Source organism: Cellulomonas sp. P5_E12, assembly GCF_054049315.1.
In genome coordinates, this window is sequence record NZ_JBFUMP010000007.1 from 56,891 (window position 1) to 79,574 (window position 22,684).

The following is a 22,684-nucleotide window of genomic DNA, read 5'->3' on the forward strand; positions in this document are numbered from 1 at the left end:
TGTCGGCCATGACTCAGCCCGACCTGCGCCTGTTCACGTCCGAGTCCGTGACCGAGGGGCACCCGGACAAGATCTGTGACCAGATCTCCGACGCTATCCTCGACGCGATCCTCGAGCAGGACCCGCAGGCACGCGTGGCCGTCGAGACGATGGTGACCACGGGCCTGGTGCACGTCGCCGGCGAGGTCACCACCAGCGCGTACGTCGAGATCCCGCAGATCGTCCGCCAGGTGGTCAAGGGCATCGGCTACACGTCGTCCGCCATCGGCTTCGACGGCGACTCGTGCGGCATCTCCGTGTCGATCGGGCAGCAGTCGCCGGACATCGCGGCGGGCGTGGACAAGGCGATCGAGGTCCGCGAGGACACCTCCGACCTCGACCCGCTCGACGCGCAGGGCGCCGGCGACCAGGGCCTGATGTTCGGGTACGCCAGCGACGACACCCCCACGCTGCTCCCGCTGCCCATCTGGCTCGCGCACCGGCTGGCCGAGCGCCTGACGCTCGTGCGCAAGGAGGAGGTCGTCCCGGGGCTGCGGCCCGACGGGAAGACCCAGGTCACCATCGGGTACGACGGCGACCGCGCCGTGCGGCTCGACACGGTCGTCCTGTCCACGCAGCACGACCCGGACGTGCAGCTGGAGACCACCCTGCGGCCCGCGATCTCTGAGCTGGTCGTCGCACCGGTGCTCGCGCAGCTCGACCTCGACATCTCCGACTACCGCCTGCTGGTCAACCCGACGGGCACCTTCGTCGTCGGCGGTCCCCAGGGCGACGCGGGCCTCACGGGTCGCAAGATCATCGTCGACTCGTACGGCGGCATCGCGCGGCACGGCGGCGGCGCGTTCTCCGGCAAGGACCCGTCGAAGGTGGACCGCTCGGCCGCGTACGCGATGCGGTGGGTGGCCAAGAACATCGTCGCCGCGGGTCTCGCGCGCCGCTGCGAGGTGCAGGTCGCCTACGCCATCGGCAAGGCGAACCCCGTCGGCCTCTACGTCGAGACGTTCGGCACGGAGACCGTGCCGGTCGCCCGGCTGACGGCCGCCATCCGCGAGGTCTTCGACCTGCGCCCGGCCGCGATCGTGCGCGACCTCGACCTGCTGCGCCCGATCTACCGCAAGACCGCCGCCTACGGCCACTTCGGCCGCGAGCTGCCCGAGTTCACCTGGGAGCGCACGGACCGCGTGGCGGACCTGCAGTCCGCGGTGGGCTGAACCGGCTCCTTCCCGCGGGCCGTCACCCGTGGGCGGCGGATGGTGTGATGACCCGGTGGACGTGAGCGGGAGCGGCGAGCAGCTGATGCTCGAGGGCCTGCCGCAGCCGCGGCGGCGATCCCGCGCCCTGCCCGGCGGTGCGGCCCTGGCCGAGCACCAGCCGGTGGCGCGGGTGTGCGTGGACCTGGTGCCCGCCCACCTGGACCGCGTCTACGAGTACCTGGTGCCCGCGGCCCTGGCGGACACCGCCGTGCCGGGCGCCCGGGTCAAGGTGCGGTTCGGCGCGCAGGGGGACGTCAACGGCTACGTCCTCGAGCGCGTGGACGAGGCGGAGCACGACGGGGCGCTCGTACCCGTGCGCAAGGTCGTCTCCGCGGAGCCGGTCCTCACCCCGCAGGTCGCCCGCCTCGCCCGCGCGGTGGCCGACCGCTGGGCGGGCACGCTCAACGACGTGCTGCGCCTCGCGATCCCCGCGCGGCACGCCCGGGTCGAGGCTGAGGTGCCGACGCCCGCGGCCGAGCCGCCGGCTCCCTCGCCGTCGGCCACCGCGTGGGCGCCGTACCGCGGTGGCGCCGCCCTGCTCCAGCACGTGACCGCCGGCGGTGCGCCGCGTGCGGTCTGGTCGGCGCTGCCCGGCGCGGCGGGGGAGCGGTGGCCCGACGCGATCGCCCAGGCCGTCGCGGCGTGCGTGCTGGGTGGCCGGGGCGCGCTGGTCGTCGTCCCCGACGCCCGGGACATCGACCGCGTCCTGACGGCGCTCGAGGATGTCGGGATCCCGCGGTGGACCCCCGGCTCGTCCGGCGGAGCCGTCCGGCTGGCGGCCGACGACGGCCCCGCCGCCCGCTACCGGTCGTTCCTCGCCGCGCTGCGCGGGCAGGCGTCGGTCGTCGTCGGGACGCGCGCGTCGGCGTTCGCCCCCGTCCAGAACCTCGGGCTCGCCGTCGTCTGGGACGACGGCGACCCGCTGCACGCCGAGCCACGCGCGCCCTACCCGCACGTGCGCGAGGTTCTGGCCCTGCGCTCGGAGCTCGAGGGGTGTGCGCTGCTCGTGGCGGCGCACGGTCGCAGCGTCGAGGCGCAGGCGCTCGTGGAGTCCGGCTGGGCGCGGGAGGTCACGGCGGACCGGGCGACGACGCGCGCCCGGGCGGCCCGCGTGCTCGCGCTCACGTCCGTCGAGCTCGCCCGTGAGGGTCCGGCGGCCGCCGCTCGGCTGCCCGCGCCCGCGTGGAAGACGCTCCGGGACCGGCTCGCGGACGGGCCTGTTCTTGTCCAGGTGCCGCGCGCCGGGTACGTGCCCGTTGTCGCCTGCGGCCGCTGCCGCACGGCCGCCCTGTGCGGCGTCTGCCACGGCCCGCTCGGCCTGACCAGCGCCGGCGGGATCCCGACCTGCGGCTGGTGCGGCCGGCTGGCCACCGACTGGCGGTGCACCGAGTGCGGCGCCGGGGCGCTGCGCTCGGTGCGGGTCGGCTCGGAACGGACGGCCGAGGAGCTCGGTCGCGCCTTCCCGGGCGTCCCCGTCCGCGTGTCCGGTGCGCGCGCCTCCGCGGGCGTGCTGGCGACCGTTCCGGACGTCCCGGCCGTCGTCGTCTCGACGCCGGGCGCCGAGCCGGTCGCACCGGGCGGCTATGCGGCAGCCCTCCTGCTCGACGCCGCGGTGAGCACCGCCGGGGTGTCGCTGCGCACCGGCGAGGACGCCCTGCGCCGCTGGCTGGCGGCCGCGGCCCTCGTGCGCCCCTCCTCCGAGGGTGGGGTCGTCGTGCTGGTCGGCGACGCCGAGGAGCGTGCGACGCAGGCGCTCGTACGGTGGGACCCGGCCGGGTACGCTTCCCGGGAGCTCGCGGAGCGGGTCGAGCTCGCGCTGCCCCCGTCGGTCCGCATGGCGGCCGTCACCGGGCCTCGGGACGCCGTCGACACCCTGCTGGCGCGGCTCGACCTGCCGGACGCCGAGGTCCTCGGTCCGGTCCCCGTCCGGGAGGCCGAGGCCGGCGCGCTGGAACCGGACGTCCGGGCGATCGTGCGCGTGCCGCGGTCCCGGGGCGCCGCACTCGCGAAGGCCGTCGCGGCGTCGCTGGCGGTGCGCAGCGCCCGTCGCGAGGGCGGATCGGTCCGCGTGGTCCTGGACCCGACGGAGCTGGGGTGAGCGACCGGATGATCGACGCCGTGGTGTTCGACCTCGGCAACGTGCTGGTGGGCTGGGACCCGTACCGGCCGTTCGTCGGTCGCCTGCCGGCGCGCGAGGTCGAGGCCTTCTTCACGGACCTCGACTTCATGGCCTTCAACCACCACCAGGACGCGGGCCGATCCTGGGCCGACGCGCGCCAGGCGCTTGCGGCCAGCGCCCCCGAGCACCTGCCCGCGCTGGACCTGTACGTCGCGCACTTCGCGGACACGCTGGTCGGTCCGGTGCCGGGCTCGGAGCGGCTGGTGCGGGACCTGGCGGCGCTCGGGGTCCGCCTCCTCGGGCTGACCAACTGGTCGGCCGAGACGTTCCACCTCGCCGAGCCGGCGGCACCGGCGATCGGGCTGCTCGAGGACGTGCTGGTCTCGGGTGAGGTCGGCGTGGCAAAGCCCGACCCGCGGATGTTCGGGCTGCTGACGCAGCGCTACGGCCTGGACCCGCGGCGGACTGTGTTCGTCGACGACTCCGCCACCAACGTCGCCGCGGCGGCCGCGTCCGGGTTCGACGCGCTGCTGTTCACGTCGGCGGACGCCCTGCGCGCGGACCTGGTCGCGCGCGGGCTCGCGCTGCCGCGCACCTAGGATCGACGCCATGCGACTGCTCTTCGCCGGAACCCCCGCGGCCGCGGTGCCGTCGCTCGAGGCGCTCCTCGCCTCCCGTCACGAGGTGGTCGCCGTCCTCACGCGCCCCGACGCCCGCTCCGGGCGTGGCCGCTCGTCGGCGCCGAGCGAGGTGAAGGCGCGCGCCCTGGAGGCTGGGCTCGAGGTGCTGACGCCGCAGCGACCACGCGACGAGGACTTCCAGGCGAGGCTGGCGGAGCTCGAGGTCGACGCGGCACCGGTCGTCGCCTACGGCGCGCTGATCCCGCCCGCCCTGCTCGACGTGCCCGTGCACGGCTGGGTGAACCTGCACTTCTCGGTCCTGCCCGCCTGGCGGGGTGCGGCGCCGGTGCAGCACGCGATCATCGCGGGCGACGAGGTCACGGGCGCGTCGACGTTCCGACTCGAGGCGGGCCTGGACACCGGGCCGGTCTTCGGGTTCCTCACGGAGACGATCCGCCCGCGCGACACGTCGGGCGACCTGCTCGGGCGCCTCGCCGTGGCCGGCGCCGGTCTGCTGGTGCAGACCCTCGACGCGCTGGAGGACGGCATCCTCAGCCCCGTCGACCAGACCACCGACGGGGTCAGCCTCGCGCCGAAGATCGAGGTCGACGACGCCCGGGTGCGCTGGTCGCACCCGGCGCACGCCGTCGACCGGCGGATCCGCGGCTGCACGCCGGCGCCGGGCGCGTGGACGACGCTGCCCGACGGCTCCCGGCTGGGTCTGGCACCGGTCCGCCTCGTCCCGGAGGTGGCGGACCTCGCGCCGGGGCAGCTGCTCGTCGGCAAGAAGGAGGTGCTCGTCGGGACCGGCGGGCACGCGGTACGGCTGACCGAGGTGACCCCGCAGGGCAAGCGCGCGATGGCGGCGGCCGACTGGGCGCGCGGCGCCCGGCTCGACGCGGACGTCGTGCTCGGGGGTGCCGCATGAGCCCCACCGACGACCGGCGCGACCCGCAGGGCCGCCAGCGCGGAGCGGCCAGGTCGCAGGGGCGCACGCAGCGGTCCGCCGCCGCTCCCTCGCAGCGCCGCCGGGGCAGCGACCCGGCCCGCACGGCCGCGTACGACGTCCTGCGCGCCGTCGCGGGCACCGACTCGTACGCCAACCTCGTGCTCCCGCCGCTGCTGCGGGAGCGCCGGATCACCGGGCGCGACGCCGCGTTCGCCACCGAGCTCGCGTACGGCACGCTGCGTCTCCAGGGTCGGTACGACGCGATCATCGCGCAGGCGTCGTCCCGCGCGGTCGACACCATCGACGCCCCCGCCCTCGACGTGCTGCGGCTCGGCGTCCACCAGCTGCTCGGCATGCGCGTGCCCGCCCACGCCGCGGTCTCGGAGACCGTCGGGCTGGCCCGCGAGCAGCTGGGCACCGGACCTTCGCAGTTCGTCAACGCCGTCCTGCGCGCGGTCGGGCGCGAGACGCCGGAGGTCTGGGAGGAGCGGATCGCCGACGCCGCCGGCGACGACGAGCTCGCTCGGCTCTCGGTCGTCGAGAGCCACCCGCTGTGGGCCGTCCGCGCGCTGCGCGAGGCCCTGGTGGGCAACGGTCGCTCGGCCGACGAGGTCGGCGCGCTCCTCGCGGCCGACAACGTCGCTCCGCGCGTGACGATAGTCGCCCGGCCGGGCCTGGCGGGGACCGACGAGGTCGTCGACGACGCCGGCGACGGCGTGGGCACGGTCGGCGCCCTCGCACCGACGGCGGTCGTCCTGTCCGGGGGCGACCCGGCGGCCCTTCCCAGCGTCCGCGACGGTCGCGCCGGGGTGCAGGACGAGGGCAGCCAGCTGGTCGCGCTCGCGCTCACGGAGGCGCCGCTGGACGGCCCGGACGAGCGCTGGCTCGACCTGTGCGCCGGCCCCGGGGGCAAGGCGGCGCTGCTCGCGGCCGTCGCCGGGGAGCGCGGCGCCCGCATCGTCGCCAACGAGGTGCAGCCGCACCGCACCCGCCTGGTGGAGCAGGCGCTGCGCGCGGTGCCCGCGGACGCGGTCGAGGACGTGCGGACGGGCGACGGCCGGACGGTCGGCACCGACGAGCCGGGCTCGTTCGACCGCGTGATGGTCGATGCGCCGTGCACCGGTCTCGGCGCCCTCCGCCGGCGTCCGGAGGCGCGGTGGCGCCGGTCGCCGGCCGACCTCGCGGGCCTGAGCGCGCTGCAGCGCGACCTGTTGGTCTCGGCGCTGCGGGCGGTGCGGCCCGGTGGCGTCGTCGCCTACGTCACCTGCTCGCCGCACCTCGTCGAGACGCAGCTCGTCGTCAAGGACGCGCTCCGCGCCGCGGGCCGGGCAGGGATCGAGGTCGAGCCGGTGGACGCGCGCGCGGTCGTGCGCGGGATCGCCCCCGGGGGAGTCGTCGAGCTGGACGACGCGCGGACGGACGTGCAGCTGTGGCCGCACGTGCACGGGACCGACGCGATGCACCTGACGCTCCTGCGCCGGACGTCCTGACCCCCTCTAGGCTGGCCGGGTGCCTGCGCTGATCAACCCGAGCATCCTGTCCGCCGACTTCGCCAACCTCGAGCGCGACCTCCAGGCGATCTCGACCGCCGACTTCGTGCACGTCGACGTCATGGACAACCACTTCGTGCCGAACCTGACCCTCGGCCTGCCCGTGGTGACGCGGATCGCCGAGGTCTCGCCCGTCCCGCTCGACGTGCACCTCATGATCGAGGACGCCGACCGGTGGGCACCCGAGTACGCCGCGGCCGGCGCGGCCTCCGTGACGTTCCACGCCGAGGCGACGCAGGCACCCGTGCGGCTGGCCCGGGAGCTGCGGTCGCGCGGCGTCCGGGCGGGGATCGCGCTGCGGCCCGCCTCGCCGGTCGAGCCGCTGCTCGACCTCCTGCCGGAGTTCGACATGGTGCTGGTGATGACGGTCGAGCCCGGCTTCGGCGGCCAGTCGTTCATCGAGGGGATGCTGCCGAAGATCCGCCGCGCCCGTGCCGTCCTGGACGCCTCCGGCGGGGACACGTGGATCCAGGTCGACGGCGGAGTCGCGCGCGACACCATCGGCCGGATCGCCGCCGCCGGCGCGAACGTGTTCGTCGCGGGCTCCGCGGTCTACGGTGCGCCCGACATCGCGGTCGAGATCGCGGCCCTGCGGGCGCTGGCGGACGCGGACGCCTGACCGGCGGGAATGTCCCGTGTGGCATGATCGTTGGCGCAGTACGAACACACAACACGTGCTCCGGGGTCGGTGTAATTCCGAGCCGGCGGTGACAGTCCGCGACCCGCACGGTCCGCAAGGATCAGGCGGTTGACCTGGTGGAACTCCAGGACCGACGGTGAAAGTCCGGATGGGAGGATCACGTGGCGGCGCTCTGTGCGCCGTGGTTGCGGGATCACTCCTGCCGCCCAGACCCCGGAGCGATCGCGCCCGGAGGTGACACATGGCCCGCACCGAGACCGGTGTGCGCGCACCCTCCGAGACCGACGCCATGCGGCGGGCGCTCGAGATCGCGCGGCGCGGGCCCGCGAACGGCCCCAACCCCCGCGTCGGTGCCGTGCTCCTGAGCCCGTCCGGCGAGCTGATCGGCGAGGGCTGGCACCGCGGAGCCGGCACGCCGCACGCCGAGGTCGCGGCGCTGACGGACGCGGCCGAGCGGGGGATGTCGACGCGCGGGGCGACCGCCGTCGTCACCCTCGAACCGTGCAACCACACCGGCCGCACGGGCCCGTGCTCCGTGGCACTGCTCGACGCCGGGGTCGCACGCGTGGTCGTCTCGGTGCCCGACCCCAACCCGGTCGCCGCCGGGGGAGCCGAGCGGCTGCGTGCCGCGGGCGTCGAGGTCGAGACCGGGCTGCTGGCCGACGAGGGACGGGCACTCCTGGGCGCCTGGCTGCCCTCCGTCGAGCGCGGTCGCCCGTTCGTCACCCTGAAGATCGCCACCTCGCTGGACGGGCGCATCGCCGCCGCGGACGGCTCGAGCCGGTGGATCACCTCGGAGGTCTCGCGGCACCACGCGCACGACCTGCGCGCCGAGGTCGACGCCATCGCGGTCGGGACCGGCACCGCCCTGGCCGACGACCCGTCGCTGACCGCACGCAACGCGGCCGGGGAGCTGCACGGAGACCAGCCGCTGCGGGTGGTCGTCGGCCACCGCGACCTCCCGCCGGACGCCCGCGTGCGCGGCCCGGGCGGCGAGCTGGTCCACGTCCGGACGCACGACCCCGCGGAGGTGCTGGGCGTGCTCTCCGCGCGCGAGGTCCGGCACCTGCTCGTCGAAGGCGGCCCCACGCTCGCCGCCGCATTCCTGCGGGCGGGGCTCGTCGACGAGGTGCACGCCTACGTCGCACCCGTCCTGCTCGGCTCCGGACCGTCCGCCATGGCCGACCTCGGCGTCACCAGCATCGGCGGCGCCCTGCGCCTGACCACCCGATCCGTCATCCCGCTCGGTCCCGATGTCCTTGTCGTCGCGACCGTCGACTCGCACCACGCCCCGCACAGCCCCACGGAGGAGCACTGATGTTCACCGGAATCGTCGAGGAGATCGGCACCGTCGAGGCCATCGAGCATGACCCCAACGGGTCAGACGCCCGTCTGCGGGTCCGCGGCCCGCTCGTCGTGTCCGACGCCCACCTGGGCGACTCGATCAGCGTCTCCGGCGTCTGTCTCACGGTGACGGAGCTCCCGGGTGACGGCACGTTCTTCGCGGACGTCATGCCCGAGACCCTGCGCCGCAGCGCGCTGGAGGACGTCGGCGTGTCGAGCCCGGTCAACCTCGAGCGCGCGCTGCCGGTCGGCGGCCGGTATGGCGGGCACGTCGTGCAGGGTCACGTCGACGGCGTCGGCACCATCCTGAGCCGGTCGCCCGGGCCGCGGTGGGACGACATCGAGATCGGCCTCGCGCCGGAGCTCGCGCGGTACGTCGCCGAGAAGGGGTCGATCGCCGTCTCGGGCATCTCGCTCACGGTCACCCACGTCACCGACGAGTCGTTCGGAGTCTCCCTCATCCCGACCACGCTCGAGGCGACGACCCTCGGCACGCTCGCGCCCGGCGCGCGGGTCAACCTGGAGGTCGACGTGCTGGCCAAGTACACCGAGCGGCTGCTCTCGTCGGCGGGGATCCTGCGATGACCGCCCCGACCGGCGTGCGGACCGGCACCGTCGAGGAGGCGCTCGAGGCGCTGCGCGCGGGGCGTCCGGTGCTCGTGGCGGACTCGCCCGACCGCGAGAACGAGGCGGACGTCATCCTCGCCGCCCAGTCGGCGACGCCCGAGTGGATCGCGTGGACCATCCGGCACTCGTCGGGCTACCTGTGCGCGCCCATGCCGGCGTCGCGGGCTGACGCGCTCGACCTGCCGCTGATGGTGCCGCACAGCCAGGACCCGCGGCGCACGGCGTACACGGTGACGGTGGACGCGGCGACCGGGGTGACCACCGGCATCTCGGCGTCCGACCGCGCGCGCACCCTGCGCGTGCTGGCCGACCCCGCGTCGGGCCGCGAGGACCTCATCCGGCCCGGCCACGTGCTCCCGCTGCGGGCCGTGCCCGGTGGCGTGCTGCACCGGGCGGGCCACACCGAGGCGGCCGTCGACCTGTGCCGGCTCGCCGGCCTGGAGCCCGTCGGCGCCATCGCCGAGCTGGTGAACGACGACGGCACGATGACCCGGCTGGACGTGGCATCGCAGCTGGCGGAGGCCGAGGGCCTAGTCCTGCTGACCATCGAGGACATCGTCGCGTGGCGCACGCAGCACGGGGACGACGTCACGGCCGAGGCGGCCGTCGCCGCGCCGCCCAAGGACCGCGTGCACGCGACCCACACGGCGTACCTGCCGACGAAGCACGGCGACTTCCGCATCCACGGCTACCGCGACCTGCGCACGGGCGCCGAGCACGTGGCTCTCGTGCCGACCGCCGGGCTGGCCGAGGCGCCGGTGGTCCGCGTGCACTCCGAGTGCCTGACCGGAGACGCCTTCGGCTCCGCCCGGTGCGACTGCGGCCCCCAGCTGGACGCCGCGCTCGAGCTGGCCGCCGAGCAGGGCGGCGCCGTCATCTACCTGCGGGGGCACGAGGGCCGGGGCATCGGGCTGCTCGCCAAGGTGGCGGCCTACGCGTTGCAGGACGAGGGTCGGGACACGGTCGAGGCCAACCTCGACCTCGGCTGGCCCGCGGACCGGCGCGAGTACGGCGCCGCGGCGGCGATCCTCACCGACCTCGGCGTGCAGCGCATCACCCTCCTCACCAACAACCCGGCGAAGGTGGCCGGGCTGCGCGCCCACGGGATCGACGTCGCGGAGATCCACAGCCTCGAGGTGGGCCGCACGCCGCAGAACGAGGCCTACCTGCGCACCAAGGCGACATCGATGGGGCACCTGCTCCACCTGCCGCCCGGCACGGAGCGGGAGCCCATCGCGGTCTCGCCCGTGCACGCCACGCCGGCGACGCCCGGCGCGGACCACGACGACCACGCGTTCGAGAACCTGGAGGACCTGGCATGAGCGGTGCTGGAGCACCCACCCTGACCGTCGACGGGACCGGCCTGAAGGTCGTCGTCATCGCGGCGAGCTGGCACACCGTCGTCATGGACGGCCTGCTCGCGGGCGCGCAGCGGGCGCTGGAGGCCGCGCACGTCGAGGACGTCACGATCGTCCGCGTGCCGGGCACCTTCGAGCTCCCGGTCGCGGCGCAGGTCGCCGCCGCCGGCGGTGCCGACGCCGTCGTCGCGCTCGGCGTCGTCATCCGCGGCGGCACGCCGCACTTCGAGTACGTCTGCCAGGGCGCGACGCTCGGCCTCACGGACGTCGGGATCCGCACGGGCGTCCCCGTCGGGTTCGGCGTGCTCACCTGCGACAACGAGGAGCAGGCACTGGACCGCGCCGGTCTCGAGGGGTCGCACGAGGACAAGGGCGCCGAGGCCGCGGAGGCCGCCGTCGCGACCGTGGTCGCCCTGCGCGCCCTTCGTCCGGTGCCGTCTAGAGTGCCCGCGTGAAGACCTTCGACACCCTGTTCGCCGAGCTCTCGGAGAAGGCTGCCACCCGCCCCGCGGGCTCCGGCACGGTCGCGGAGCTGGACACCGGCGTGCACGGCATCGGCAAGAAGGTCGTCGAGGAGGCCGCCGAGGTCTGGATGGCGGCCGAGCACGAGTCGGACGAGCGGGCGGCCGAGGAGATCTCGCAGCTCCTCTACCACCTGCAGGTGCTGATGATCGCGCGCGGCCTGACGCTCGCCGACGTCTACACCCACCTCTGAGGAGAACGACCGTGCTGAGGATCGCCGTCCCGAACAAGGGCTCCCTGTCCGAGCCCGCCGTCGAGATGCTCAAGGAGGCCGGGTACCGCCAGCGTCGCGACTCCCGCGAGCTCGTGCTGCCCGACCCGGACAACGACGTCGAGTTCTTCTTCCTGCGCCCGCGGGACATCGCCGTGTATGTGGGGGCGGGCACGGTCGACGTCGGTATCACCGGCCGCGACCTCATGCTCGACTCGGAGTCCGAGGCCGTCGAGCACCTGCCGCTCGGGTTCGCTCGCTCGACGTTCCGGTTCGCCGGGACGGCGGGGGAGTGGAGCGACGTCGCGCAGGTGGGCGGTCGCCGGGTCGCGACGTCCTACCCGGTGCTGGTCGCGTCGTACCTGAAGTCGCTCGGCATCCACCCCTCGGGTGTCGTGCGCCTCGACGGTGCGGTCGAGTCGGCGATCAAGCTCGGCGTCGCCGACGTGATCGCGGACGTCGTCGAGACGGGCACCACGCTGCGCGCTGCCGGGCTGGAGATCTTCGCCGACCCGATCCTGCGCTCGGAGGCCGTGCTGGTGCGCCGTTCCGACGGTGCCGAGCCGGCCGGCCTCGACGTGCTGACGCGGCGGCTGCAGGGCGTGCTCACGGCCCGCGAGTACGTGCTCATGGACTACGACGTGCCGCTCGACCTGGTCGACCGGGCCGTCGCGATCACGCCCGGCCTCGAGTCGCCGACGGTGTCACCGCTGCACAACCGCGACTGGGCGGCCGTGCGGGCGATGGTCCGTCGCGACCAGACCAACCGGGTGATGGACTCCCTGTACGACATCGGTGCGCGCGCGATCCTCGTGACGTCGATCCACGCGTGCCGACTCTGAGCGGTCCAGCCGTGGACGACCTGACGGCACCGTTTCGGCCGCGGTTCGCTCGCGTCGTCACCCTGGTCATGGCGCTCGTCGTGATCGCCCTCACCATCGCGATCATGCTGGCCCTGCCCATCCTCACGGCCGGCGACCGGCTCGGCTTCGCGATCGTCGGGGGTCTCATCGCCTGGTTCTTGTGGCGCCAGGCGTCGGTCGTCGCCCGCGTCGACGACGAGGGGCTGACCGTCCGGAACCTCGTCTTCACGCGCCGGCTCGAGTGGGCCGAGATCGTGTCCGTGCGGTTCGGGTCCGGGCGGCCGTGGGTGCAGCTCGACCTCGCCGACGGAGACACGCTCGCGGTCATGGGCATCCAGCGGGCCGACGGCCCGTTCGCCGAGTCCGAGGCGCGCCGCCTGGCGACGCTCGTCGCGATGCACACGACGACGCAGCGGGACGACTAGAGACCGACGGCGTGCACTCCCGCGGCCGCCGCGGCGAGGAACGCCGCGGGATCCTGTTCGAGGCCGCGGCCCATGGTCGAGAGCCGGACCGGGGTGTCCGCGAGCGCCGCGAGCAGATCGTCACCGGCGGCCACCTCGACCAGCCGGTGCCGGCCGCCGAGCGTCGCTGCCTGCTCGCTGACCCGTCGTCCGAGCTCGCCGTCGAGGACCGGCACGACGACGTCGGCGGGCGCGAGCGCCACCCGGCCGTAGGCGGTGAGCGAGTGGTGCGACACCCCGAGGTGCCGCTCCCGCGCGTCCGCGCCGGACACGCGCAGCGACGCGACCGGTCKCCCGCCGAGCGCGGCGGTCGCGTTGACCGCCTCGCCCGCCGCGACCCCGGAGAAGCCCCACCGCGTGCCCGTGCCGAGGTTGCCGGGGCCCTGCGCGACGACCACGAGGTCGGCGCCGACGACGTGCCTCGCGGCGAGCAGGCCCGTGTGCACGGTGACCGCCTCGAGGTCGCCGCCGAACGCCTGACCGGTCGTGACGCAGGCCTCGATCCATCCCGCGGACCGCAGTCCCGCGATCGTGCGGGAGAACCAGGCCGGCAGCGCCCCTCCGTCGGTCATCACGTACGCGACCCGCGGCGGCGTCCGGCCCGCCCGCGATGCGGCGAACCGCGCGCCGGCGACGACCGCCGGCAGGGCTGAGTGCAGGTCGGCGACCACCACCGGCAGGCCGTCGAGGTCGTCGGCGTCCCGCAGGAGCTCGTGGTGCGGCGACTCCTGGTCGTCGACCCCCAGCACCATGGCCTGCAGGGGCGTGTAGCGGGCCTTGACCAGGTGACCCGGCCCGTCGGGCGGGTCGACCGGCGGGCGGTCCGGCAGGGCGATGACCAGCGCGTAGCCCCCGGTCCCCAGCCCGCGGGCCAGCGCCGAGACGTTGAGCAGCACGCGGTCGCCGATCTCGGGGCTGCCGACCAGGGCGGGGAACGCCAGGGCGCGAACCGTGTCGCCGGCCGTCGCGGTGCCCACGGGAGCCTCGAGCTCGACCCTGACCTCGGCCGCACCCGGCCACGTGGACCCGAGCGACACCACGACACCCGCACGCCACGTGATCACACGCCCACGCTACCGGCCACTACGGTGGTCCCCGATGGCCGCCCAGATCGCCCCCGCCGAACGCCTGCTCAACCTCGTCATCGCCCTGGTCAACACCGCCGGGCGGATGACCAAGGAGCAGGTGCGCACCAGCGTCGCCGGGTACCAGGAGGCACCGTCGGACGACGCCTTCGAGCGGATGTTCGAGCGCGACAAGGACACGCTGCGCGACCTCGGCATCCCGATCCTCACCGTCACCGACGCGGGCCACGGCGACGACATCGGCTACCGGGTCGACCTCGACGCCTACGCCCTGCCGCCGCTGGACCTCACCGCGGCGGAGCTCGGGGTGCTCGCCATGGCGGCGCAGGTGTGGCAGGACCAGTCCGTCCGCGCGGACACCACGCGCGCCCTGACCAAGCTCCGCGCGGTCGGCGACGCCCCCGAGTCGACCGACCTGGTCGCCGGGCTCGCGCCGCGCGTCCGGGCGGGCGGCGGGGCGTTCGGGCCCCTGGTCGACGCCGTCCAGGCGCGGCAGGCGGTCCGGTTCACGTACCGCGCCGCGACGACGGGCGAGGTGCGCGAGCGCACCGTCGAGCCGTGGAAGCTGCTGGCGCGGCGCGGCGGCTGGGTGCTCGTGGGCCGCGACCGCGACCGGGGCGCCAGCCGATCCTTCCGGTTGAGCCGGTTGGAGGGAGTGGTCCGGACGGTCGGCGAGCCCGGCTCGTTCACGGCACCGACGGCCGAGGAGCTGGCGGAGGCGCTGCAGACCTGGGGGAGCGGGCCGGAGCGCATCGCGACGCTCGCCATCCTCCCGGAGCGCGCGAGCGCCGCACGGGCGCGGGCGGTACCCGCCCCGCCCGACGAGCCCGAGCAGCCCGTCGCGGGCCGCGACATCGTCCACGTGCCGTTCCGCGCCCAGTGGGAGCTCGCCGAGGAGCTCGTCGGCTACGGCGACGCGGTCGTCGTGCTCGCCCCCGCCGGCCTGCGGAGCTCGGTGCTGCACCTGCTGCGCACGGCGGCGACGCTCGACCAGGAGGTGCCCACCGATGGCTGAGCGCGCGAGCGACAGGCTCCTGCGCCTGCTCGGCATGATCACGTACCTGGACCGCCACGACGAGGTCTCGGTGGAGGCGATCGGGTCGCAGTTCGGCGTGAGCAACCGGCAGGTGATGGACGACATCGACACGCTCTGGGTCACCGGCACCCCGGGGTACTACCCGCACGACCTCATCGACTTCGACGCGGCCTCCTACGAGCAGGGTGTGGTCCGGCTGACGGAGTCGCGGGGGATGACGCGGCCGCTGCGGCTCGGTGCCCGCGAGGCCGTCGTGCTCGTCGCCGCCCTGCGCGCGATCGACTCCGCCCTCGGGGACGCGCTGGAGCCCGAGAACGCCGCCGTCCTGCGGTCGGCACTGGCCAAGCTCAGCGCGGCCACGGGAGACGCGGCCGCGGCCGTGGACGTCCAGCTCGCCGTCGACGCCGCACCCGAGGTCGCCGCTGCGGTGGCGACGGCGCTGCGCCACGGGCGCCGGCTCCACCTGCGGTACGTCAACGCGTCCGACGTCACCACCGAGCGCGGCGTCGACCCGATCCGGCTGGTCACCGACGACGAGCGCTCCTACCTGCTCGCCTGGTGCCTGCTGGTCGACGGCGAGCGGCTGTTCCGGGTGGACCGCGTGCTCCATGCGGACGTGCTCGACACGCCGAGCGTGGACCACAAGGTGCGCGCCGGGGCCGACGTGTTCTCGCCCAGCGCCGAGGGTGAGCTGGTGACCCTCCACCTCACCAGCCGGGCGCGCTGGGTGGCCGAGACGACGCCGGTCGACGCCGTCCGCAACCTCGAGGACGGCTCGTTCGAGGTCGACGTCCGGGTGGTGCAGCACGCGTGGTTGCGGCACCTGGTGCTGCAGGTCGCGGACGACGTGATCGAGGTGCGTCCGGCCCGCGTGGCGCAGGAGGTCGCGGCGGCCGCTCGGGCCGCCCTGCGGGCCTACGGGGAGGTGGGCTGACCGTGCTGTGGTTCTCGATCTGGACGCTTCTCGTGCTGGCGACGCTGGCCGGCGCGTTCTTCCTGGGGCGGCGCCTGTGGCGGTCGGGCATCGCGCTCGGCCGCGAGCTGTCGCGCGCGGCGGACGTCGCTGCGCAGCTGGCCGACYGGGTCGACGAGCTGCAGGCGGCGCGCGGGGCCGTCGACACCGGGCCGACGCTCTTCGCCGACCCCGAGCCGTTGCGTGCCCGGCTGGCCGAGCTGCGGGCCGCGGCCGCGGGGCGGCGTGCCGAGCGCGAGGAGCGACGGATCGCCACCCGCAAGCGCTGGGCCGCGTACTGGCGCTGACCGGTTCTCGCCTGATCCCCAGGTGGCGCGGGTAGTATCACTCGGTCATCGACATACCGACGGAGGATCCGACGTGTTCCGAAACCTGAGCGCATGGCACGTGATCATCGTGCTGCTCGTGGTCGTCCTGCTGTTCGGCGCGAAGCGGCTGCCCGACCTGGCCAAGAGCGTGGGCCAGTCGATGAAGATCTTCAAGAGCGAGGTCCAGGACCTCAAGTCCGACGACGCCCCGGCCACGACCCCCGTGCCCCCCGCGGCGCCCGTACCCCCGGCCGCCGCTGCGACACCGCCCGTCGCGCCGGCTCCCGTGGAGCCGCAGTACGTCACCCCCGTCCGGCCCGTCGAGGCGCCGTCCGAGGGCACCACCCCGCCGAAGGTCTGACCCGCACGTGAACGCCCGCCGCGGGGGTGAACCCGGCGGCCGGATGCCGCTGCGAGCACATCTGGTCGAGCTTCGCCGCCGCCTCTTCCTCGCCGCCATCGGCGTCGTCATCGGGGCCGTGATCGGCTGGTTCCTCTACGACCCCGTCTTCACCGCGCTGCAGCAGCCGCTGGTGCGGGTCGCGGAGGAGCGCGACAGCCTCATCGCGCTGAACTTCTCCGGCATCGCCACGTCGTTCGACATGCGCGTGAAGATCTCGTTCTTCCTCGGCGTGATCATCTCCAGCCCCTRGTGGCTCTACCAGTTCTGGGCGTTCGTCACGCCCGGCCTGAACCACAAGGAGCGCGTGTACGCGTTCGGCTTCCTCGGCGTGGCCGTGCCGCTGTTCCTGGCGGGGGCGTTCGTGGCGTGGTGGGCGCTGCCCAACGCGGTCAAGCTCCTCACCGAGTTCACGCCGACGGGGGCCACCAACCTCATCGACGCGCAGACCTACCTCGGCTTCGTCATGCGGCTCATGCTGGCGTTCGGCATCGCGTTCCTGCTGCCCGTCGTCATGGTCGCCCTGAACTTCGCCGGCATCGGCACGGCCGCCACGTGGCGCAAGGGCTGGCGGTGGGCCGTGATGATCGCGTTCGTGTTCGCGGCCGTGATGACGCCGACGCCCGATGCGATGACGATGCTCGCGGTGGCCCTGCCCATCTGCGGCCTCTACTTCGTGGCGCTCGGCATCTGCGTGCTCCACGACCGCCGCGTGGACCGGCGCCGCGTCGCCGCGGGCCTCCCACGCCTCGACGGGACGATGGACGACGAGCCCGGCGGCGCGGGAGCGGCCGCGTGATCCACCTCGGCGTGGTCGTCAACCCGACCGCCGGCAAGGGACGCGGCACGCAGGCGGGCCGGCGCGCGCACGAGCTCCTGCGGGCGCATGGGCACAAGGTCGAGGACCTGTCGGCCGCGACGCTCGCGCAGGCCACCGACCGCGCGCGGGCGGCCGCGGTGCAAGGGCTCGACGCCCTCGTCGTCGTCGGCGGCGACGGCATGGTGCACCTCGGCGTCAACGTGGTGGCCGGCACCGGCCTGCCGCTGGGCATCGTCGCCGCGGGCACCGGCAACGACATCGCCCGCACGCTCGCGCTGCCGCGCGGGGACGTCGAGGCGTCGGTGGCCGCGATCGAGCACGGCCTCCTGGACGGGCCGCGCCGCATCGACGCCGTGCGCGTGGGGTCGCCGGAGCACGCGGCGCACGAGTGGTACCTCGGCGTGCTGTCCTGCGGGTTCGACGCCGCGATCAACGCGCGTGCCAACGAGATGACCTGGCCCAAGGGGTCGGGCCGCTACGTCCGGGCGCTCGCCGCCGAGCTGGGCCGGTTCCGGCCGTACGGGTACCGCGTGACGCTGGACGACGCGGTGTGGGAGTCGGCCGGCACCCTCGTGGCGGTCGCCAACGTGCCCTGGATCGGGGGTGGGCTCAAGATCGCGCCCGACGCCGTGGTCGACGACGGCCTGCTCGACGTCGTCGTCGCGGGACCGTTCAGCAAGCCGGGCGTCGTGAAGATCTTCCCCGGCATCTACCGGGGCCGGCACGTGGGCCACCCGGCGGTCGAGGTCATGCGCAGCCGGTCGGTGCTCATCGAGCCGCTCACCGACCTCGGCGCGCTCCCGCCCGCCGCCTTCGCCGACGGCGAGCGCATCGGCCCGCTCCCGTTGCGCGTGACGGTCGACCCCGGGGCGCTGTCGGTCCTCTGCTGAGCGGGCTGAGCGCGGCGTACGGGCCACCGCGCGCGGCGTGTGCCTAGGGTGTGCCTGTGGTGTCCCGCTCCCGCAAGACAGGCCCGCCGTCCCCGTCGTCGTCGCAGGCGGAGCCCTCACCGGCCGAGAGGTTCGCCGCCGCCCGCCGCCGGGCCGAGGTCGACCGCAGCGAGCTCGGCCAGTTCCGGGAGCTGCTGGGCTTCCCGCTCGACGAGTTCCAGGTCGACGCGTGCCAGGCGCTCGAGCGCGGCAGCGGCGTCCTCGTCGCGGCACCGACCGGCGCGGGCAAGACCGTCGTCGGGGAGTTCGCGGTCCACCTGGCGCTCACCTCGGGCCGCAAGGCGTTCTACACCACGCCCATCAAGGCGCTCTCCAACCAGAAGTACTCGGACCTGGTCCGCCGCTACGGCCCCGAGCGCGTCGGCCTGCTCACCGGCGACACGACGATCAACGGCGAGGCGCCCGTGGTCGTCATGACGACCGAGGTGCTCCGCAACATGCTCTACGCGGGCTCGCCGACTCTCCAGGGGCTCGGGTTCGTCGTCATGGACGAGGTGCACTACCTCGCGGACCGGTTCCGCGGACCCGTGTGGGAAGAGGTGATCATCCACCTCACCGACGACGTGCAGCTGGTCTCCCTCTCCGCGACCGTGTCCAACGCGGAGGAGTTCGGCGACTGGCTGGCCACCGTGCGCGGCGACACGACGGTGGTCGTGAGCGAGCACCGGCCGGTCCCGCTGGGCCAGCACGTCCTGGTACGCGGGGACCTCCTCGACCTGTACGCCGGTCACGTGGACCCCACCGACCCCGGCGTCGACCCGCCGATCAACCCCGACCTCACGCACCTGCTGCGCCGGAGCAACCGCGAGGAGGTGGGACAGCCGCGCCGAGGTCCGCGCGACCGGAGCGGGCGCCCACGACCGGGTGGTGGAGCTCGCCCCGGCGGTGGCCGACCGACGCCGCGGTTCGCCGTCGTCGACGCCCTCGACCGGGACGGTCTGCTGCCGGCGATCGTCTTCATCTTCTCCCGCGCGGGGTGCCAGGGGGCCGTCCAGCAGTGCCTCGCGGCCGGCGTCCGTCTCACCACGCCGGCGGAGCAGAGCGAGATCCGCCGCATCGTCGAGGAGCGCTGCGCCGCGGTGCCGCCCGAGGACCTCGACGTGCTCGGCTACTGGGAGTTCGCCGACGCCCTGTCGCGCGGGGTGGCCGCGCACCACGCGGGGATGCTGCCGCTGTTCAAGGAGACCGTCGAGGACCTGTTCTCGCGGGGACTGGTCAAGGTCGTGTTCGCGACGGAGACGCTGGCGCTCGGCATCAACATGCCGGCGCGGTCCGTCGTCATGGAGAAGCTGGTCAAGTGGGACGGCTCCAACCACGTGGACGTCACCCCGGGGGAGTACACCCAGCTGACCGGCCGGGCGGGCCGCCGCGGCATCGACACGGAGGGGCACGCCGTCGTCGTCGCCCACCCGGGGCTCGACCCGGTGCAGCTGGCCGGGCTGGCGTCCAAGCGCCTCTACCCGCTGCGCTCGAGCTTCCGACCCACCTACAACATGGCGGTCAACCTCGTGGCGCAGGTGGGCCGCGACCGGGCGCGTGAGGTCCTGGAGACGTCCTTCGCGCAGTTCCAGGCCGACCGGGGCGTGGTCGGCCTCGCGCGGCAGGCACAGGGGCACGCAGAGGCCCTGGAGGGGTACGCCCGCGCGATGGTCTGCCACCAGGGGGACTTCGCGGAGTACGCGGCGCTGCGGCGCGAGATCACGGCGCGCGAGAAGGACCTGACCCGTGCCGAGGCGCAGGCGCGCCGGGCCGAGGTGGCGCGCACGCTGGAGGGCCTGCGCGTCGGTGACGTCCTCGAGATCCCGGTGGGCCGCCGGTCCGGTCATGCGGTCGTCATCGACCCCGGCGGCGACGCAGGCTTCGACGGTCCGCGCCCCACCGTGCTCACCGTCGACCGTCAGGTGCGCAAGCTCACGGTCGCCGACGTCGGCACCGGCGTGCGCACCGTCGGGTTCCTCCGCGTGCCCAAGGGCTTCACCGCGCGGGTCCCTGCGGCGCGACGGGATCTCGCCGCCTCCCTGCGGTCGTCGGTCGGCGCCGACAAGGGGCCCACCCGCAAGGACCGGCCCAAGGGCGGCCAGCGCGCCGCGGCCGACGACGCCGAGATCGCCGCGCTGCGGCGCCGCCTGCGAGCCCATCCCTGCCACAGCTGCCCGGACCGCGAGGAGCACGCCCGCTGGGCGGAACGCTGGGCCCGGCTGGCGGGGGAGCACGACGCCCTCGTCGCCCGGATCGCCGGTCGCACCGGGTCGATCGCGGCGGTGTTCGACCGCATCTGCGACGTGCTGCAGCGGTTGGGCTACCTCGCGCAGACCTCAGACGACGCCGGCCGCGGCGCACTCCAGGTCACCGACGACGGGCGCTGGCTGCGCCGGATCTACGCGGAGAACGACCTGCTGCTGGCCGAGTGCCTGCGGCGCGGCGTGTTCGACGAGCTCGACGCGCCCGGCCTGGCGGCCGCGATCTCCACGCTGGTGTACCGCTCGCGTCGCGACGACCAGGGCGAGCCGCGCATCCCCGGCGGCCCGAACAGCAGGCTCGGCGTCGCCCTCGACGCCACGGTGCGGGCGTGGTCGGAGCTCGACGACCTCGAGACCGCGCACAAGGTGGAGACGATCCAGCCGCTCGACGCCGGGCTGGTCGAGGCCGTGCACCGCTGGGCGGCCGGCCGGAGCCTCGACGCGGTGCTCAAGGGCAGCGAGCTGTCCGCCGGCGACTTCGTGCGCTGGTGCAAGCAGGTCATCGACGTGCTCGACCAGGTGTCCCAGGCCGCCCCGCACCAGCGCGTCCGGGACACTGCGCGGCAGGCCGTCGAGGCGCTCCGGCACGGGGTCGTGGCGTACTCGTCGGTGTAGCCGGGGCACGCGCTCGGGTGGAGGGGTCTGACCTGCCCTATCGTGTGCCGATGTGAGCTCGACCCTCTACCGCCACGGCGCCGTCCATACGTCCGCCGACCCGTTCGCCGAAGCCCTGCTCGTCGAGGACGGCACGGTCGTCTGGCTCGGCGCCGACGACACGGCGGACGGCATGGTGTCCCGCGCGGACGAGGTGATCGACCTCGATGGCGCGCTGGTCGCCCCGGGGTTCGTCGACGCCCACGTCCACGTGCTCGAGACGGGCCTCGCGCTCGAGAGCGTCGACCTGTCACCGGAGGCGGGCGTGCACACGCTGGCCGACGCGCTCGACGCCGTGCACCGCGCGGCCGCCATCACCCCGACAGGCTCGCCGGTGCTGGGCTTCGGCTGGGACGAGCTGCGCTGGCCGGAGGGCCGCCCGCCCACGCGCGAGGAGCTCGACGCGGCCGCGGGCGGTGCCCCCGTCTACCTCGCCCGCGTGGACGTCCACTCCGCGGTCGTCTCGAGCGCCCTGTCCCGCGACGCCGGCCTCGACCTGCTCCCCGGCTGGAGCTTCGACGGCCGCGTCGAGCGGGACGCGCACCACGCCGCCCGCGACGCCGCCCGCGCCGTCTCCCCGGAGCGTCGCACGGCGCTGTACCGCAAGGCCCTCGAGCACGCCGCGGCGCGGGGGGTCGTCTCCGTGCACGAGCACAGCGCCCCCTCGATCGACACCCGCGCCGGCCTGGTCGAGCTGCTCGAGCTCACGGCGGACCCGCGCGACGGGCTGCCACACCTCGTCGCCTACCGCGGGGAGGTGTGCGTGACCGTCGACGACGCCCGCGAGATCCTCGCGGCCATCCCCGGCCTCACCGGGATCGGCGGCGACCTCAACGTGGACGGCTCACTGGGATCGCACACCGCCGCCGTGCGGGCGCCGTACACCGACGCCGCCGGCGACCAGGGCGTGCTGTACCTGACCGCCGAGCAGATCTGCAACCACCTCACGGCCGTCACGCGTGCGGGCGTCCAGGCGGGCTTCCACGTCATCGGCGATCGCGCGATGGACGAGCTGTTGCTCGGCCTGCGCGCAGCCGTGGACGTGGAGGGTCCGGACGCGATCGCCCGGATGGGCCACCGCCTCGAGCACGCCGAGATGGTCGACGCCCCGACGCTCGCCGCCCTGGTGCTCCTCGGGGTGCGGCTCAGCGTGCAGCCGGCCTTCGACGCGGCGTGGGGCGGTCCCGACGGCATGTACGCCACCCGCCTCGGCGCCGGTCGGGCGGCGGCGCTGAACCCGTTCGCGGACCTGGCGGCCGCCGGCGTCCCGCTCGCGTTCGGCTCGGACTCACCCGTCACCGCCGTCGACCCCTGGGCCGGCGTGCGCGCCGCGGTGCAGCACCACGCCGCGGACCAGCGGATCTCKGCGCGCGCGGCCTTCCGCGCGTCCACCCGCGGCGGGTGGCGCGTCGCCGGCCTCGACCACACGGGCGCCGGCGAGCTTCGCGTGGGCTCCCCGGCCCACCTCGCCGTGTGGCGCGCCGAGCACCTGACCGTCCAGGCGGCGGAGGGACGGTTCTCGGCGTGGAGCACCGACGCGCGTGCGGGGATCCCGCTCCTGCCCGACATGTCGCCGGACGCGACGCCGCCGACGTGCCTGCGGACGGTCCGCGGTGGCGTCGTATTGCACGACACGTTCTGACCCGCCACCCGAGCGGATCGGGCCGAGCGGGTGAATTCTGCGGCGCGCGCGGTCGA

22 protein-coding genes and 1 riboswitch are annotated in these 22,684 nt (G+C 74.9%); of the genes, 21 read left to right on the forward strand and 1 reads right to left on the reverse strand.

Features of this window, described 5'->3' with window-relative positions:
* Positions 1–8 precede the first annotated feature (8 nt).
* The 13 genes from metK to ACXJKA_RS08125 all read left to right on the forward strand — a co-directional run bounded on the left by metK (position 9) and on the right by ACXJKA_RS08125 (position 12,481).
* Positions 9–1,211 (forward strand): methionine adenosyltransferase, encoded by a 1,203-nt coding sequence (gene metK, locus ACXJKA_RS08065; RefSeq protein ID WP_456824672.1) that lies wholly within the window; start codon positions 9–11, stop codon positions 1,209–1,211.
* Positions 1,212–1,296: 85 nt separating this feature from the next.
* Entirely contained in the window at positions 1,297–3,351 is a 2,055-nt protein-coding gene (locus tag ACXJKA_RS08070; RefSeq protein WP_456824790.1) for a primosomal protein N', read from the forward strand.
* Entirely contained in the window at positions 3,348–3,971 is a 624-nt protein-coding gene (locus ACXJKA_RS08075) for an HAD-IA family hydrolase (RefSeq protein ID WP_456824673.1), read from the forward strand. Before ACXJKA_RS08070 ends, ACXJKA_RS08075 begins: the two co-directional genes overlap by 4 nt.
* A gap of 10 nt (positions 3,972–3,981) precedes the next feature.
* Positions 3,982–4,920, forward strand: coding sequence for a methionyl-tRNA formyltransferase (gene fmt, locus ACXJKA_RS08080; protein WP_456824674.1), 939 nt, complete (start codon positions 3,982–3,984; stop codon positions 4,918–4,920).
* Positions 4,917–6,431, forward strand: coding sequence for an RsmB/NOP family class I SAM-dependent RNA methyltransferase (locus ACXJKA_RS08085; RefSeq protein ID WP_456824675.1), 1,515 nt, complete (start codon positions 4,917–4,919; stop codon positions 6,429–6,431). The genes fmt and ACXJKA_RS08085 overlap by 4 nt, the downstream gene beginning before the upstream one ends.
* Positions 6,432–6,450: 19 nt before the next feature.
* Positions 6,451–7,110: a ribulose-phosphate 3-epimerase gene (gene rpe / locus ACXJKA_RS08090; protein ID WP_456824676.1), complete on the forward strand. Its 660-nt coding sequence runs from the start codon at positions 6,451–6,453 to the stop codon at positions 7,108–7,110.
* A 52-nt stretch (positions 7,111–7,162) separates the two neighbouring features.
* Positions 7,163–7,295: riboswitch (FMN riboswitch) on the forward strand.
* Between the two features lie 77 nt (positions 7,296–7,372).
* A complete protein-coding gene (ribD, locus tag ACXJKA_RS08095) occupies positions 7,373–8,449 on the forward strand; it encodes a bifunctional diaminohydroxyphosphoribosylaminopyrimidine deaminase/5-amino-6-(5-phosphoribosylamino)uracil reductase RibD (protein WP_456824677.1) in 1,077 nt (358 codons plus the stop codon).
* Positions 8,449–9,060: a riboflavin synthase gene (locus ACXJKA_RS08100; RefSeq protein ID WP_456824678.1), complete on the forward strand. Its 612-nt coding sequence runs from the start codon at positions 8,449–8,451 to the stop codon at positions 9,058–9,060. The genes ribD and ACXJKA_RS08100 overlap by 1 nt, the downstream gene beginning before the upstream one ends.
* A complete protein-coding gene (ribB, locus tag ACXJKA_RS08105; protein WP_456824679.1) occupies positions 9,057–10,424 on the forward strand; it encodes a 3,4-dihydroxy-2-butanone-4-phosphate synthase in 1,368 nt (455 codons plus the stop codon). The genes ACXJKA_RS08100 and ribB overlap by 4 nt, the downstream gene beginning before the upstream one ends.
* Positions 10,421–10,915 (forward strand): 6,7-dimethyl-8-ribityllumazine synthase, encoded by a 495-nt coding sequence (ribH, locus tag ACXJKA_RS08110; protein WP_456824680.1) that lies wholly within the window; start codon positions 10,421–10,423, stop codon positions 10,913–10,915. The genes ribB and ribH overlap by 4 nt, the downstream gene beginning before the upstream one ends.
* The gene (locus ACXJKA_RS08115) at positions 10,912–11,175 is read left to right on the forward strand and encodes a phosphoribosyl-ATP diphosphatase (protein ID WP_456824681.1); all 264 of its coding nucleotides are present in this window, start codon (positions 10,912–10,914) and stop codon (positions 11,173–11,175) included. The genes ribH and ACXJKA_RS08115 overlap by 4 nt, the downstream gene beginning before the upstream one ends.
* 11 nt (positions 11,176–11,186) lie before the next feature.
* Entirely contained in the window at positions 11,187–12,035 is an 849-nt protein-coding gene (gene hisG / locus ACXJKA_RS08120) for an ATP phosphoribosyltransferase (protein WP_456824682.1), read from the forward strand.
* Between the two features lie 11 nt (positions 12,036–12,046).
* A complete protein-coding gene (locus tag ACXJKA_RS08125; RefSeq protein ID WP_456824683.1) occupies positions 12,047–12,481 on the forward strand; it encodes a PH domain-containing protein in 435 nt (144 codons plus the stop codon).
* Here the strand turns inward: ACXJKA_RS08125 and ACXJKA_RS08130 are convergent.
* Positions 12,478–13,584: a DUF3866 family protein gene (locus tag ACXJKA_RS08130; protein WP_456824684.1), complete on the reverse strand. Its 1,107-nt coding sequence runs from the start codon at positions 13,582–13,584 to the stop codon at positions 12,478–12,480. The genes ACXJKA_RS08125 and ACXJKA_RS08130 overlap by 4 nt on opposite strands.
* 34 nt (positions 13,585–13,618) lie before the next feature.
* Between ACXJKA_RS08130 and ACXJKA_RS08135 the strand changes: the two genes are divergently transcribed.
* The 8 genes from ACXJKA_RS08135 (at position 13,619) to ACXJKA_RS08170 (ending at position 22,628) form a co-directional block, all read left to right on the forward strand.
* A complete protein-coding gene (locus ACXJKA_RS08135; protein WP_456824685.1) occupies positions 13,619–14,620 on the forward strand; it encodes a helix-turn-helix transcriptional regulator in 1,002 nt (333 codons plus the stop codon).
* Positions 14,613–15,575, forward strand: a complete 963-nt coding sequence (locus tag ACXJKA_RS08140) for a helix-turn-helix transcriptional regulator (protein ID WP_456824686.1) — start codon at positions 14,613–14,615, stop codon at positions 15,573–15,575. The genes ACXJKA_RS08135 and ACXJKA_RS08140 overlap by 8 nt, the downstream gene beginning before the upstream one ends.
* A 2-nt stretch (positions 15,576–15,577) precedes the next feature.
* Complete coding sequence (locus ACXJKA_RS08145) at positions 15,578–15,901, forward strand: hypothetical protein (RefSeq protein WP_456824687.1); 324 nt, start codon at positions 15,578–15,580, stop codon at positions 15,899–15,901.
* A gap of 73 nt (positions 15,902–15,974) precedes the next feature.
* Positions 15,975–16,283 (forward strand): Sec-independent protein translocase subunit TatA, encoded by a 309-nt coding sequence (gene tatA, locus ACXJKA_RS08150; RefSeq protein WP_456824688.1) that lies wholly within the window; start codon positions 15,975–15,977, stop codon positions 16,281–16,283.
* A 43-nt stretch (positions 16,284–16,326) separates the two neighbouring features.
* Positions 16,327–17,121, forward strand: coding sequence for a twin-arginine translocase subunit TatC (tatC, locus tag ACXJKA_RS08155; protein ID WP_456824791.1), 795 nt, complete (start codon positions 16,327–16,329; stop codon positions 17,119–17,121).
* Positions 17,118–18,032, forward strand: coding sequence for a diacylglycerol/lipid kinase family protein (locus ACXJKA_RS08160; protein WP_456824689.1), 915 nt, complete (start codon positions 17,118–17,120; stop codon positions 18,030–18,032). The genes tatC and ACXJKA_RS08160 overlap by 4 nt, the downstream gene beginning before the upstream one ends.
* 56 nt (positions 18,033–18,088) lie before the next feature.
* Positions 18,089–20,947: a DEAD/DEAH box helicase gene (locus ACXJKA_RS08165; protein ID WP_456824690.1), complete on the forward strand. Its 2,859-nt coding sequence runs from the start codon at positions 18,089–18,091 to the stop codon at positions 20,945–20,947.
* Between the two features lie 52 nt (positions 20,948–20,999).
* Complete coding sequence (locus ACXJKA_RS08170) at positions 21,000–22,628, forward strand: amidohydrolase (protein ID WP_456824691.1); 1,629 nt, start codon at positions 21,000–21,002, stop codon at positions 22,626–22,628.
* The last annotated feature ends 56 nt before the right edge of the window (positions 22,629–22,684 follow it).